Source organism: Citrobacter portucalensis (assembly GCF_002042885.1).
GTDB lineage: Bacteria > Pseudomonadota > Gammaproteobacteria > Enterobacterales > Enterobacteriaceae > Citrobacter > Citrobacter portucalensis.
The window spans coordinates 22,901-36,377 of record NZ_MVFY01000013.1 but is presented as its reverse complement, the minus strand read 5'-3'; the positions used below and the strand labels follow the sequence as shown (position 1 = coordinate 36,377).

The following is a 13,477-nucleotide window of genomic DNA, read 5'->3' as shown; positions in this document are numbered from 1 at the left end:
TGCCTGATGACGCTTACGCTTATCCGGCCTACATATTTCATGAATCGTAGGCCCGGTAAGCGGCAGCGCCACCGGGCAAATCGTGCTGGGTGATCAAGGCGTTGTATTGATCTACCAGCGTCCTTATCGTCTGAAATACCGAATGGGCGGAGTAGCGGGGGCTTTGCTGAAATTCCGTCTGTTGCCGCAACCAGGCGAGAAAATGATGGCTTGCCGCCAGAGTTTTTGACGCGCCTTCTTCAACACGCCCCTGCGTTAACAAACACACCATTTTACGCGTATCGCCTCGTTGCCAGATTTGCCACTCATTTTGCCACCATCCCTGATAGGTTTTACCCAGCAATTGCCAGGGCAGCGTGCGCTTATCGTTATTCATTTCTTCATCAATAAACCACAGCGAGGCGCGATGATGGCGAAACTGTTCCGACCATGCGGTAATCGCTGCGCCGCGCAGGAAGCATTCGTGGGCAATAATATGGTTTTTTACCTCTGGCCACAGATGGCTCAGCAGGCGGAAATGCCCATGGGCAGTAATGACCGGGCGTAAAATCGCGCCGCTGGCGTTCCGTTTGAGTATGGCGCTGCCGTACTGAATTTCGTCAAACTGGCTGCGGCGTAAAAACTGTGTTTCCCGCTGGCTGACTCGCTCAACGATATCGTCATGAATGACTGTTGGCTCAGCGCTGCCGCGCCAGCGGTAAAGCAATGATGCGTCGGCAGTGTGCGGCGTGTAGTTGCTGGAAATATGCAGGACAATGCCGCGAATAGCGTCAAAAGAGAGTAATACATAGAGTTGCTGGCCTGCACTCACACCCTGAAAAGGGACGGTCAGGGGGACTGTCGCTATTTGTTCTGGCGGAAGGGGGGAAGTGGGCTGCGGGTGCTTTGGTGTCCAGACCTTTTTGCAGCTCCGGCACTGAACGCGTTGGCTGCCCTGGGGATTATGTCCATAGCGGATGGTTTCCTGCTGATAACAACGTGGGCAAAAATGACCGCTTTGGGCTGCAAAATCCGTTAAATATGCCGACAACCAGCTACGGAACTGTTCCTCATTAAACAGCGGGGGATAGCTGCCGCATGCCCGACAATGCAGTGCGGCATAACCCAGCCGATATTCTGGCCAGCTGTAATCTGCTGAGCTCGCCAGCCCCAGATTTTGGCAGCCATAGGACTTGCAGCAATTGATGGTGAACAGTGAGGTCATCGTATTACCAACGATTTTTAATAGTCGTTGATTTTGGCCCGCAACTATCACCGATGGATGTGAGTCTTCTCACATAAAAAAACCTTTCAGAACGTAACGTAGCGATTCTTTATATAACTGAAAGGGATTGATTATGAAGTTAAAAATGCTTGCTGTCGGTGTTCTGGTATCTTTGCCGCTCTGGGCGAGTGCCAAAGACGTTACGATTATCTATACCAACGATCTCCATGCCCATGTCGAACCTTATAAAGTCCCATGGATTGCTAATGGCTCACGTGACATTGGCGGTTGGGCTAATATCACGACGATGGTGAAGCAGGAGAAAGCGAAAAATAGCGCCACCTGGTTTTTTGATGCCGGTGATTATTTTACCGGGCCGTATATCAGCAGCCTGACCAAGGGTAAGGCGATTATCGATATCATGAACACCATGAATTTTGATGCTGTCACCATGGGTAATCATGAGTTCGACCACGGCTGGGATAACACGCTGCTCCAGTTAAGCCAGGCGAATTTCCCCATTGTGCAGGGCAACATCTTTTATCAGAACAGCAGCAAAATGTTCTGGGATAAGCCTTACACCATTATTGAAAAAGACGGTGTGAAGATTGGCGTGATTGGTCTGCACGGTGTGTTTGCTTTTGATGATACGGTTTCCGCTGCGACGCGCATTGGCATTGAGGCGCGGGATGAAGTGAAGTGGTTGCAACGCTATATCGATGAGCTTAAAGGCAAAGTTGATCTCACCGTGGCACTCATCCACGAAGGCACGCCAGCACGTCAGTCCAGCCAGGGAAGTACAGATGTGCGTCGTGCGCTGGATAAAGATATCCAGACTGCAGGTCAGGTGCATGGCCTGGATATCCTGATCACCGGCCATGCGCATGTGGGCACGCCAGAGCCGATTAAAGTCGGTAATACCTTAATTCTCTCCACCGACAGCGGCGGTATTGATGTGGGTAAACTGGTGTTGGATTACCAGCAAAAACCGCATCAATTTACCGTTAAGAACTTCGAACTGAAGACCATTTTTGCTGATGAATGGCAGCCAGACCCGCAAACGAAACAGGTCATTGATGGCTGGAATAAAAAGCTCGATAAAGTGGTACAACAAACGGTAGCCAACTCTCCGGTTGAGCTGACGCGTGCTTACGGTGAATCTTCTTCCCTGGGAAATCTGGCGGCAGATGCATTGCTGGCTGCGGCGGGTAAAGATACCCAGTTAGCACTCACTAACTCGGGCGGCATCCGGAATGAAATCCCGGCAGGTGCTATCACGATGGGTGCCGTCATTAGCACCTTCCCGTTCCCGAACGAGCTGGCAACCATGGATCTCACCGGGAAGCAGTTACGTAGCCTGATGGAGCACGGCGCGGGTTTAAGCAACGGCGTATTGCAGGTGTCCAAAGGACTGGAGATGAAGTATGACAGCAGCAAACCGGTTGGCCAGCGGGTCACCGTATTGACGCTTAACGGTAAGCCAATTGAGGACGCTGTGGTTTATCACATTGCCACCAATAGCTTCCTGGCAGACGGCGGTGATGGTTTTACGGCATTCACCGAAGGTAAAGCGCGTAACACATTCGGTGGTTACTATGTCTCTAATGCTGTCGTTGAATATTTCAAAGCGGGAAATACGCTGACGGATGAGCAACTCAAAGGCATGCGTGTGGAAGATGTGAAACCGTAGTGAGGTCAGGCCAGCAGATATTCCGCTGGCCTGTTGTTTTAGCCTTTGTGGGAGGCAAACACCTCTTTTGCGGCGAACAAGCCGTTGAGTGCCGCGGGGAAGCCAGCATATACGGCCATCTGCATAATCACTTCAATGATCTCATCCTGCGTTAAACCCACGTGTAATGCCGCGCCAATATGCACTTTCAACTGCGGTGCGGCGTTACCCAGCGCAGTTAATGCCGCGACGGTAGCGATTTCTCTACTGCGTAAATCCAGCCCCGGCCTTGAATAGATGTCGCCAAAAGGAAATTCAATCAGGTATTGGGCGAAGTCTGGCGCAATATCCTGCAGACTTTCGACGACCGCATCGCCCCCTTTACCATCCACTTTTTGCAACATCTCCTGACCGGTAATAAAGCGTTCTGAAGGCATCATTCCTTCCTCTTTCGTGTGGTTTGTAGTGTGAGGATAGGGCGTGCGGAATGATTGGGATAATACCGTTTCCGTGATACCTTTTCGGTATGACAACATCGTCTTTGCACTCTCTGGACATTCGCCTGCTGCGTTACTTTTCCGTAGTAGCGGAAGAGAACAATATGAGCCGGGCGGCGCAGCGCTTGTTTATGTCGCAGCCGCCGCTGAGTCGCCACATTCGCCAGCTTGAAGAACGCCTGGGAGTGACGCTTTTTGTCCGCCATACCCGTGGTTTGACGCTGACGGAAGATGGTCTGCGCGTACTTGAAATCGTACGCCCGCTATTGGCGCTACAGGATAAAACCTGGGCGGCGCTGGGTCAGTTAGCGAAAACGGGGGAGCAATCTCTGCGCTTAGGGCTAAGTACGGCGTTTGAGCAGGGTGTCTTTACGGCGCTTGAGTCCCGGCTTAATATGCGCGTACAGAAGCTACATATTGTCCGGCATGGTTCGCCTGAGCTGGTGCGGCAGGTTCGTCGGGGAAAACTGGATGCCGCTCTGGTGGCACTACCGCTTGAAACTTCGGGGCTTAGCGTCACGCCGCTTGGCTGGCAAGAATCGATGATTGCCGCCTTACCCGCGCAGTGGGCAGAAGCGACGCTGTCGTCACTCTCATTAACCGCGCTGAGCCACCGACCGCTGTTCTGGTTCAAACGCGAACGTAACCCTGCCTTCTTTGATTACACCCGACACATTTTTCGTCGTGCGGGTTACTCGCCTGCCTGTATTGAAGAGCCGCTGGAACATGACGTGCTGCTGGCGCGGATCGCGCAGGGTGACGGCCTGAGCCTGATTCCGGCCTCCTTTTCCGCGATCCAACGTCAGGGCGTGATATTCCTTCCTCTTACCGATACCGAATTGCGTATTAGCATGGGGTTGCTGATGCTGCCTGAGAACGTAACAAAATTAGCATGGCTGCAGACGGTCGTGACGCAATCCCTCATCATTTCAGGCTGATGTGAATTTTTTTCACGTTGGCTGAGTATTCCTCACCTTTAACGATGATTTTTGTGTTGACGCCAGCATGCTTTTCCGTCATTTTTACATCTAGACGTCTAAACGTATAGCAGTTCACAACACAACATATAACGACAAAAGATTGATGAGGTAAGGTATGAGCTTTTTTCACGCCAACCAGCGGGAAGCGCTGAATCAGAGTCTGGCCGAAGTACAGGGGCAGATTAACGTTTCTTTCGAATTTTTCCCGCCGCGCACCAGTGAAATGGAGCAAACCCTGTGGAACTCTATCGATCGCCTGAGCAGCCTGAAGCCGAAGTTTGTTTCAGTCACCTACGGTGCAAACTCTGGTGAGCGCGACCGTACGCACAGCATTATTAAAGGCATTAAGGATCGCACTGGTCTTGAAGCAGCTCCGCACCTGACCTGTATTGATGCAACCCGCGATGAGCTGCGCACCATTGCTCAGGACTACTGGAATAACGGTATTCGTCATATTGTTGCTCTGCGCGGTGACCTGCCGCCGGGAAGCGGTAAACCGGATATGTATGCCTCTGACCTGGTGACTCTGCTGAAAGACGTTGCGGACTTTGATATCTCCGTTGCGGCTTACCCGGAAGTACACCCAGAAGCGAAGAGCGCTCAGGCCGATTTGCTGAACCTGAAGCGTAAGGTTGATGCCGGTGCAAACCGCGCCATTACTCAGTTCTTCTTCGATGTAGAAAGCTATCTGCGCTTTCGCGATCGCTGTGTGTCTGCGGGAATCGATGTGGAAATTATTCCGGGTATCCTGCCAGTCTCTAACTTTAAGCAGGCGAAAAAATTTGCCGATATGACCAATGTTCGTATCCCTTCCTGGATGTCGACCATGTTTGATGGTCTTGATGATGATGCGGAAACCCGCAAGCTGGTAGGTGCAAACATCGCTATGGACATGGTGAAAATCCTCAGTCGCGAAGGGGTGAAAGATTTTCACTTCTATACCCTTAACCGTGCCGAGATGAGCTACGCAATTTGTCACACGCTGGGAGTAAGACCAGCATAATTAGTGCCTCAGCCCTCTTCGGAGGGTTTTTTATTGATCATTTTGATCTACATCTCTGTAACTTTAAATATAAAAGGAATGAGCTATCGAATCTGTGGGTTTTTTCGACTATATCTTATCTCTGGTGGTGTATATCGTAGTCAGAACACTGTAAAGGGAGCATATAGATGAGCATGTCCGACGATAGCCAGAACGCATCAACTGCCGGTAAGTGTCCTTTTCATCAGGGCGGGCCGGATCACAGCGCGGGAGCAGGAACGAACAACCGCGACTGGTGGCCCAATCAACTCCGTGTAGATCTTTTAAACCAACATTCCAACCGTTCTAACCCGCTGGGTGAGGACTTCGACTACCGCAAAGAATTTAGCAAACTTGACTACTCTGCCCTGAAAGGGGATCTCAGAGCCCTTCTGTCCGAATCTCAACCGTGGTGGCCCGCTGACTGGGGAACCTATGCCGGATTATTTATCCGCATGGCATGGCACGGTGCAGGGACCTATCGCTCCATCGATGGACGCGGTGGCGCGGGTCGCGGACAGCAGCGTTTTGCACCACTGAACTCCTGGCCGGACAACGTCAGCCTGGATAAAGCGCGTCGTCTGCTGTGGCCAATCAAGCAGAAATATGGCCAGAAAATTTCCTGGGCCGACCTGTTTATCCTTGCGGGTAACGTGGCGCTGGAAAACTCAGGCTTCCGTACCTTCGGCTTTGGTGCCGGTCGTGAAGACGTCTGGGAACCGGATCTCGACGTAAACTGGGGTGATGAAAAAGCCTGGTTGACCCACCGTCATCCGGAAGAACTGGCAAAAGCGCCGCTGGGCGCAACCGAAATGGGCCTTATCTATGTGAACCCGGAAGGGCCGGACCATAGCGGCGAACCGCTCTCTGCGGCCGCGGCTATTCGCGCGACCTTCGGTAACATGGGTATGAACGACGAAGAAACCGTAGCGCTGATTGGCGGCGGTCATACGTTGGGTAAAACCCATGGTGCAGCACCGGCTTCGCACGTAGGCGCCGATCCAGAATCCGCACCAATTGAAGCGCAGGGCCTGGGCTGGGCCAGCAGCTACGGCAGCGGCGCGGGTGCAGACGCAATTACTTCCGGTCTGGAAGTGGTCTGGACGCAGACGCCGACCCAATGGAGCAACTATTTCTTCGAGAACCTGTTCAAATATGAATGGGTACAAACCCGCAGTCCGGCAGGCGCGATTCAATTTGAAGCGGTTGATGCGCCAGAAATTATCCCCGATCCGTTCGATCCGTCGAAAAAACGTAAGCCAACAATGTTGGTTACCGACCTGACGCTGCGTTTCGATCCGGAGTTCGAGAAGATTTCCCGCCGTTTCCTGAACGATCCGCAGGCCTTCAACGAAGCGTTTGCCCGCGCATGGTTTAAGCTGACGCACCGTGATATGGGGCCAAAAGCGCGTTACATCGGACCGGAAGTGCCAAAAGAAGATCTGATTTGGCAAGACCCGCTGCCGCATGCGTTCTTTAACCCAAGCGAAGAAGATATCCTGAAACTGAAGGCGACCATTGCTGCTTCCGGGTTGTCCGTGGGCGAGCTGGTGTCAGTGGCGTGGGCTTCTGCATCAACGTTCCGCGGTGGGGATAAACGTGGCGGCGCTAACGGTGCGCGTCTGGCGCTGGACCCACAGCGTGGCTGGGATGTGAATGCTACCGCGGCACGCGTACTGCCTGTGCTGGAAGGCATTTATAAGTCAGCCCATACCGCTTCGTTAGCCGATATTATCGTGCTGGCCGGTGTTGTTGGTATAGAGCAGGCGGCTAGCGCTGCGGGTGTCAGCATTAAAGTACCTTTTGCGCCGGGCCGCGTGGATGCGCGTCAGGACCAAACGGATATTGAGATGTTTGAACTGCTTGAGCCGATCGCCGATGGCTTCCGTAACTACCGCTCCCGTCCTGACGTATCGACCACCGAGTCGCTGCTGATTGATAAAGCGCAGCAGCTGACGCTGACCGCACCGGAAATGACCGTGCTGGTGGGCGGTATGCGCGTACTGGGCACCAACTTCGACGGCAGCCAGCATGGCGTCTTTACCGATCGTCCTGGCGTGCTCAGCACTGACTTCTTCGTCAATCTGCTGGATATGCGCCATGAGTGGAAGGCGGTTGATGAGTCAAAAGAGCTGTTCGAAGGTCGTGACCGTCTGAGCGGTGAAGTGAAATACACGGCAACCCGCGCCGATCTGGTGTTCGGTTCTAACTCCGTACTGCGCGCAGTGGCTGAAGTTTATGCCTGCAGCGATGCTCACGAGAAGTTCGTGAGAGATTTCGTTGCCGCATGGGTGAAAGTGATGAACCTGGATCGTTTCGATCTGCTGTAACAGATAATGCCGGATGTCGCTTGTGCGTATCCGGCATAGTATGAATAAAAAAATCCCCGCGATTGCGGGGATTTTTTATTGGCAGGTTATTCCCACTCTTGCAGGTAACGTTGACCGTACTGGTCAGCCACCAGCAGGGCGGCATACACCTGGTCCGGAGTTGCGCCGCCAGGCATGTTGTGGATGGTTTCGCCTTCTGCACAGGCTGCCTCAGCCACAATGCGCATTTTCGCCGGGATATCCTGTTTGATGTCCAGTTGCGCCAGGGTAATCGGCAGGCCAACGGAATGACACAGCGCGGCAACGGTTTCAATTTCATCAACTGGCGCGTTTTCCAGCACCAGCTGTGTCAGCGTACCGAAAGCCACTTTCTCGCCGTGGTAGTAGTGATGCGCATCCGGGATTGCGGTCAGACCGTTATGAATGGCGTGAGCCGCTGCCAGACCACCGCTTTCAAAACCGACGCCACTCAGATAGGTGTTGGCTTCAATAACACGTTCCAGTGCTGGTGTCACCACGTGCTGCTCGGCTGCCAGCATCGCTTTTTCGCCTTCTTCGATCAGCGTATTAAAGCACAGCTCTGCCAGCGCCAGCGCCGCCTGAGTACACTGACCGCCCGCCATGGTGGTTGCGCCGCTGCGTGAACAGGCACGCGCTTCGAACCAGGTTGCCAGCGCATCGCCAATACCCGCAGCTAACAGACGCGCCGGTGCGCCCGCGACAATTTTGGTATCCACAATGACCCTGTCCGGGTTGTTGGGCAGCAGCAGATAGCGATCGAATTCACCGGCATCGGTGTAAATGACGGACAGCGCGCTGCACGGCGCATCGGTAGAGGCGATGGTTGGGGCAATGGCGACAGGCACGCCCATAAAGTGCGCCAGCGCTTTGGCGGTATCCAGCGTTTTACCGCCGCCAATACCAAGTACTGCGCCACACTGCGCTTTTTCCGCTACGCCGCGCAGACGGTCGATTTCGTTTTGTGAACATTCGCCGCCAAACGGTGCAATTTCCAGCGCCAGTCCGGCATCCTGGAAGCTTTTTTCCAGTGCGCCCTGGGCAAAGCCTAAGACAAACTTGTCCCCAACGACCAGCCAGCGTTCTGCCAGTGGTTTGAGGTAGCTGCCAAGACGGGTAATAACATCGGCACCCTGGATGTACTTACCAGGTGATTGAATAATGCGATCCATACTTTATTTCCCTCACAGGTTGATGTGACCAAATGCGTTGTTCCAGTCCTGCTCAAACTTCTCTATTGCTGACTCTACCGCAGGGGTATTGAGCATTTGTTGCGCTACGTCTAATGGCAGGGTGATAGCTTCACATCCTGCCAGTAAGCAATCCAGCGCCTGACGCGGGGTTTTAAAGCTGGCTGCCAGTACCATGCTGTTTGGCGCATGCAGCTCCAGTAACGTTTGCAGTTCCTGTACTGTGCGAATCCCGTCGCCGCCCTGTGCGTCGATACGGTTAACGTAAGGCGCGATATATTTAGCTCCTGCCAGCGCAGCCAGTAGCCCCTGAGATGCACTGTATACGGCGGTTCCCAGCGTGGTGATACCCTCTTTTTTCAGCATCTTAATCGCGGCCAGACCTTCGGATGTCACCGGGATTTTCACTACCAGACCAGGCACCGCGTTGCTCAGGCGTTTGGCTTCTTCCACCATGCCCTGTGCGTCTCGGCTCATGGTTTGGGCAAACAAAATACCCTCTTCGCCGATGGCGTTTTGCAGGCGTGGCAGTACATCCCAGATAGATTCTTTGCTTGCCGCCACAATGCTTGGGTTGGTGGTAACACCCGCGATAGGGAAGATGCGTGCCAGACGTTCAACTTCCGCGACGTTGGCGGTATCAAGGTAAAGTTCCATACAAAAACATCCTCTTTAAAGTTCAAGTTCATGTTGCAACAGGCTGGCGATAGCGTCGGCTGAGGCGGCACTAACCAGCGCGTTACGGAATTCTTCATGCATAATGCGGCGCGCCAGACGCGAGAAAATACGCATATGCTGATCGCCAGCGGCATGTTTGTTGAGCGTCAGCATAATAATGAACTGTGCATCATCATCACCCCAACGTACCGGCGCTTGCAGGCGCGCTACGCTGATGGTGGACTGCTCAATATGTTCGGATTTGCTGTGTGGAATGGCGAAGCTAAAACCTAATCCGGTAGAGAAGACGGCTTCGCGCGCCCACAGGTCTGCTTCCAGTTTACGTGGATAGCGGCAACGGCCTGCCAGCAGGAGGTTATCGGTCATCCCTTTGATTACCTCTTCTTTACTGCGCCAGTCGCTGTCCAGTGTGATGCATTCGGCGGTAACCAGAGGTGTATCCTGTTGGGTCATGCGGAACTGAGCCAGCAGATGTTCGACCTCCAGCGAGGTTCGACAAGCCATCGCTTGATTCAGCAATTGACGGCAGGCACGGCTGTCGAGTTGCGCCATCCGCGCTTTGGCGGCGGGAATGGAGGGAGCGCTCATGCTAAGTTCGTCCAGACCCAGTCCCACCAGCAGTGGCAGTACAGAACCTTTGGCACCCAGTTCACCGCACAGGCCAATCCATTTCCCCTGTCGATGTACTGCCTGCACGGCGTAATCCAGTGCGCGCAGGAAGGCCGGATTCAGGCTGTTGTAGTGGCGGGTAACTTTGGCGTTGTCGCGGTCGACCGCCAGCAGGTATTGCGTCAGGTCATTGCTACCAATACTAAAGAAATCAATCTCTTCACAGCATTGGTCAATGATGAACATCACAGACGGAACCTCCAGCATAATACCGAGCTGGATCTTCTCATCAAACGGAATGTGTTCACTTCGCAGTTGCTGCTTGGCTTCTGCCAGTTTCTCTTTGACCCACAGGATCTCTTCCATCGAGGAGATCATTGGGATCATGATTTTCAGGCTACCGTGCGCTGAGGCGCGCAGGATCGATCGCAGTTGCGTAGTAAACAACGTGGCATATTCTTCATAAATACGCACCGCGCGATAACCGAGAAATGGGTTGGTCTCAGCAGGAATATTCAGATAATCAACGGGTTTATCACCGCCGATATCCATGGTGCGTACAATAATGCTGCGTCCCTTTGCGGGTTCCAGCGCCTGGCAGAAAATGTTGTATAGTTCGTTCTCATCCGGGGCGCAGGTACGGTCCATATACAGCATTTCCGTACGGAACAGGCCAACCGCTTCCGCACCGTTACTAAAGGCTGCTTGTGCTTCCACGGAGTGGGCGATGTTGGCGGCGACTTCCATACGGATGCCATCAGCCGTGCGTGCCTCCTGGGTCAGCCAGATACGTTGCTGTTCCCGAATGGCATCCTGGATACGGGCTTCTTGCTGATAATAACGTACGATGGATTCATCAGGGGCAACGACGACTGCTCCTGCGTTACCATCGATATAAACCGTTTGCTGTAGCCATGGCATCAAAGATTCAATATCTACGCCAACCAGCGTAGGGATGTTGAATGACCGGGCGAGAATCACCGTGTGTGACGTAGTACCACCGCTTTTTAACAGCAAGCCTTTCAGCAATGTTTTGTCCAGTTCGAGGAACTGGCTCGGTGTTAGCTCATCCGCCATGCAAACCGTAGGCTGGGTCAGTTTTCCCGGTGCAGGGAAGCGCTGTTCCCCATAAATTTGCTGCAGAAGCTGGAAGCAAACATCGCGTACATCCAGTGCACGCTCCTGTAAATAACTGCTGCTTGAACGGGCGAATTCATCACAAAAATGTCCGGCACTTTCGACAACCGCCTGGGCGCAGCTTAACCCGCGTGATACGCCAGCGAGCAGGTGCTGGCGCAGTGAGAGGTCGCTTGCCAGCGAGCGGTGTGCTTCCAGAATCGCACTGGTAGCGCCGTCGCTGTCGAGTAATCGAAACTCAATATTCTTCATCAACAGCGTTAAACCGTTATCCAGTGCCGCTTGCTCGGTTTCAATATCTTGAGCGGATGGAAGGTTACTGAGCGCGTTAAGATCCAGCGAAGAAAGCAGACTCAGAACGCCTCCTGCGTTGCCGCTGCAGACGGTGCGAGCGCGGAAAAGCTGTGGATTTAAATGGGTGAGCGATGCTGGAAGTGGCTCCAGCTCGTTGTTTTTGGATTCCGCTAGCGGTGCATCGCAGTGCGGAAATTCATTTCGTAACCATTGGCTCAGATGCTGGTGGGCTGCCTGTTCATCTGTACCGGAAATCAGCAACTGGCAGCTATCACCCGCCAGAGTATCGGTGCCAATCAGCGATAGTGCGCTCTTAGCGTTGCCCTTACGTTCGGTACGCAGGTTGTGCCACTCAATGTGTGAGGTAAAGGTGTTGCACTGCGTTTCTATGTGGCTTGCCGGGCGTGCATGTACGCCATTGGGTAGCTCACAGGTAAATTCCACAATCAGGGCCATAGCCTCATCTCCCATAACGATTTCTCGCTACAGGATAAAAGGGCAACGCCTGAGCCTGCCATGTGACAAATCTGCCAAAAACTGGATAAATGTAATATAACCATCAAAGTGAGACATCCCTCACAAGTCAGCGTATCCACTATAAATTCCGAGAAACTGCAAGTTATGAGGCGGATCGCATTTTTGTACTGACATTACAAAAGTCCAGCAAATGGCCTTTTTATCCACTGTTTGCGTCGCGTCAGATTGCCTATTGTTTTCCGCAACAAGTTTATGGATATGGGCTTTAGGCAGCCCGGGAGCGACTTATGAAAGAGTTGGTACAAATCCTGAAAAATACTCGTCAGCACCTGATGACCGGTGTTTCGCATATGATCCCCTTCGTCGTAGCGGGCGGTATTTTGCTGGCTGTCTCCGTCATGCTGTATGGCAAAGGCGCGGTACCGGATGCTGCGACCGATCCTAATCTTAAAAAGCTGTTTGATATTGGCGTCGCCGGGTTGACTTTGATGGTGCCATTTCTTGCTGCTTATATCGGCTATTCCATCGCTGAACGTTCTGCTCTGGCCCCTTGTGCGATTGGCGCATGGGTGGGAAACAGCTTCGGTGCAGGTTTCTTTGGCGCATTAATTGCTGGGATTATTGGCGGTATCGTTGTCCATTATCTGAAGAAGATCCCCGTACATAAGGTGTTGCGTTCGGTAATGCCTATCTTCGTTATTCCCATCGTCGGCACTTTTATCACCGCAGGTATCATGATGTGGGGGCTGGGGGAGCCTGTTGGCGCGTTAACTACTAGCCTGACCGAGTGGCTGCAGGGTATGCAGCAGGGCAGCATTGTGCTGCTGGCGGTAATTATGGGACTGATGTTGGCCTTCGATATGGGAGGGCCAATTAACAAAGTTGCCTACGCATTCATGCTGATTTGCGTGGCGCAGGGGGTTTATACCGTCGTGGCAATCGCCGCAGTAGGGATCTGCGTGCCGCCGCTGGGTTTAGGTTTAGCGACGCTGATTGGTCGTAAGAATTTCTCTTCTGAAGAACGCGAAGCCGGTAAAGCTGCGCTGGTAATGGGCTGCGTTGGCGTAACGGAAGGCGCGATTCCGTTTGCTGCAGCCGATCCGCTGCGTGTCATTCCATCGATTATGGTGGGTTCCGCCTGTGGCACGGTAACCGCCGCCCTGTTTGGTGCGCAGTGTTATGCCGGCTGGGGCGGACTGATTGTTCTGCCTGTAGTGGAAGGAAAACTGGGTTATATCGCGGCTGTTGCCGTTGGTGCTGTAGTGACCGCCGTGTGCGTTAACGTACTGAAAAGTCTGGCGCGGAAAAAAGTGTCTCAGGTCGATCAGAAAGAAGATGACCTGGATTTAGATTTTGAAATGAATTAAGTGAGG

General features: G+C 53.1%; 10 protein-coding genes. 5 read left to right on the top strand and 5 right to left on the bottom strand.

Annotated elements, in window-relative coordinates:
* Nucleotides 1–37: 37 nt before the first annotated feature.
* Nucleotides 38–1,204, bottom strand: a complete 1,167-nt coding sequence (locus tag BZK40_RS18170; protein ID WP_079935061.1) for a cytoplasmic protein — start codon at nt 1,202–1,204, stop codon at nt 38–40.
* A gap of 133 nt (nt 1,205–1,337) precedes the next feature.
* Here BZK40_RS18170 and BZK40_RS18165 point away from each other — a divergent pair, with 133 nt between their 5' ends.
* The gene (locus tag BZK40_RS18165; protein ID WP_079935060.1) at nt 1,338–2,894 is read left to right on the top strand and encodes a bifunctional metallophosphatase/5'-nucleotidase; all 1,557 of its coding nucleotides are present in this window, start codon (nt 1,338–1,340) and stop codon (nt 2,892–2,894) included.
* A gap of 38 nt (nt 2,895–2,932) precedes the next feature.
* Here BZK40_RS18165 and BZK40_RS18160 read toward each other — a convergent pair whose 3' ends face one another.
* Nucleotides 2,933–3,310: a carboxymuconolactone decarboxylase family protein gene (locus tag BZK40_RS18160; RefSeq protein ID WP_048227742.1), complete on the bottom strand. Its 378-nt coding sequence runs from the start codon at nt 3,308–3,310 to the stop codon at nt 2,933–2,935.
* A gap of 89 nt (nt 3,311–3,399) precedes the next feature.
* Here BZK40_RS18160 and BZK40_RS18155 point away from each other — a divergent pair, with 89 nt between their 5' ends.
* From BZK40_RS18155 to katG, 3 genes are all read left to right on the top strand, one after another.
* On the top strand, nt 3,400–4,308 hold the full coding sequence (locus tag BZK40_RS18155; protein WP_079935059.1) for a LysR family transcriptional regulator: 909 nt from the start codon (nt 3,400–3,402) through the stop codon (nt 4,306–4,308).
* A gap of 157 nt (nt 4,309–4,465) precedes the next feature.
* Complete coding sequence (metF, locus tag BZK40_RS18150; protein WP_008787045.1) at nt 4,466–5,353, top strand: methylenetetrahydrofolate reductase; 888 nt, start codon at nt 4,466–4,468, stop codon at nt 5,351–5,353.
* Nucleotides 5,354–5,520: 167 nt separating this feature from the next.
* Nucleotides 5,521–7,701 carry a catalase/peroxidase HPI gene (katG, locus tag BZK40_RS18145; RefSeq protein WP_032945632.1) on the top strand — a complete coding sequence of 727 codons (2,181 nt, stop codon included), beginning with the start codon at nt 5,521–5,523 and terminating at the stop codon, nt 7,699–7,701.
* 86 nt (nt 7,702–7,787) lie between these two features.
* On the opposite strand, the gene gldA is transcribed toward katG, so the two are convergent.
* Genes gldA through ptsP form a run of 3 tightly spaced genes read right to left on the bottom strand, consistent with a single transcriptional unit; the run spans nt 7,788 to nt 12,083 of the window.
* Nucleotides 7,788–8,891 carry a bifunctional L-1,2-propanediol dehydrogenase/glycerol dehydrogenase gene (gene gldA / locus BZK40_RS18140; protein WP_003825158.1) on the bottom strand — a complete coding sequence of 368 codons (1,104 nt, stop codon included), beginning with the start codon at nt 8,889–8,891 and terminating at the stop codon, nt 7,788–7,790.
* A gap of 12 nt (nt 8,892–8,903) precedes the next feature.
* Nucleotides 8,904–9,566, bottom strand: a complete 663-nt coding sequence (gene fsa / locus BZK40_RS18135; RefSeq protein ID WP_003825157.1) for a fructose-6-phosphate aldolase — start codon at nt 9,564–9,566, stop codon at nt 8,904–8,906.
* A gap of 15 nt (nt 9,567–9,581) precedes the next feature.
* Nucleotides 9,582–12,083, bottom strand: coding sequence for a phosphoenolpyruvate--protein phosphotransferase (gene ptsP / locus BZK40_RS18130; RefSeq protein ID WP_079935087.1), 2,502 nt, complete (start codon nt 12,081–12,083; stop codon nt 9,582–9,584).
* A gap of 308 nt (nt 12,084–12,391) precedes the next feature.
* Between ptsP and BZK40_RS18125 the strand changes: the two genes are divergently transcribed.
* Nucleotides 12,392–13,471 (top strand): PTS fructose transporter subunit EIIC, encoded by a 1,080-nt coding sequence (locus tag BZK40_RS18125; RefSeq protein WP_003825153.1) that lies wholly within the window; start codon nt 12,392–12,394, stop codon nt 13,469–13,471.
* The last annotated feature ends 6 nt before the right edge of the window (nt 13,472–13,477 follow it).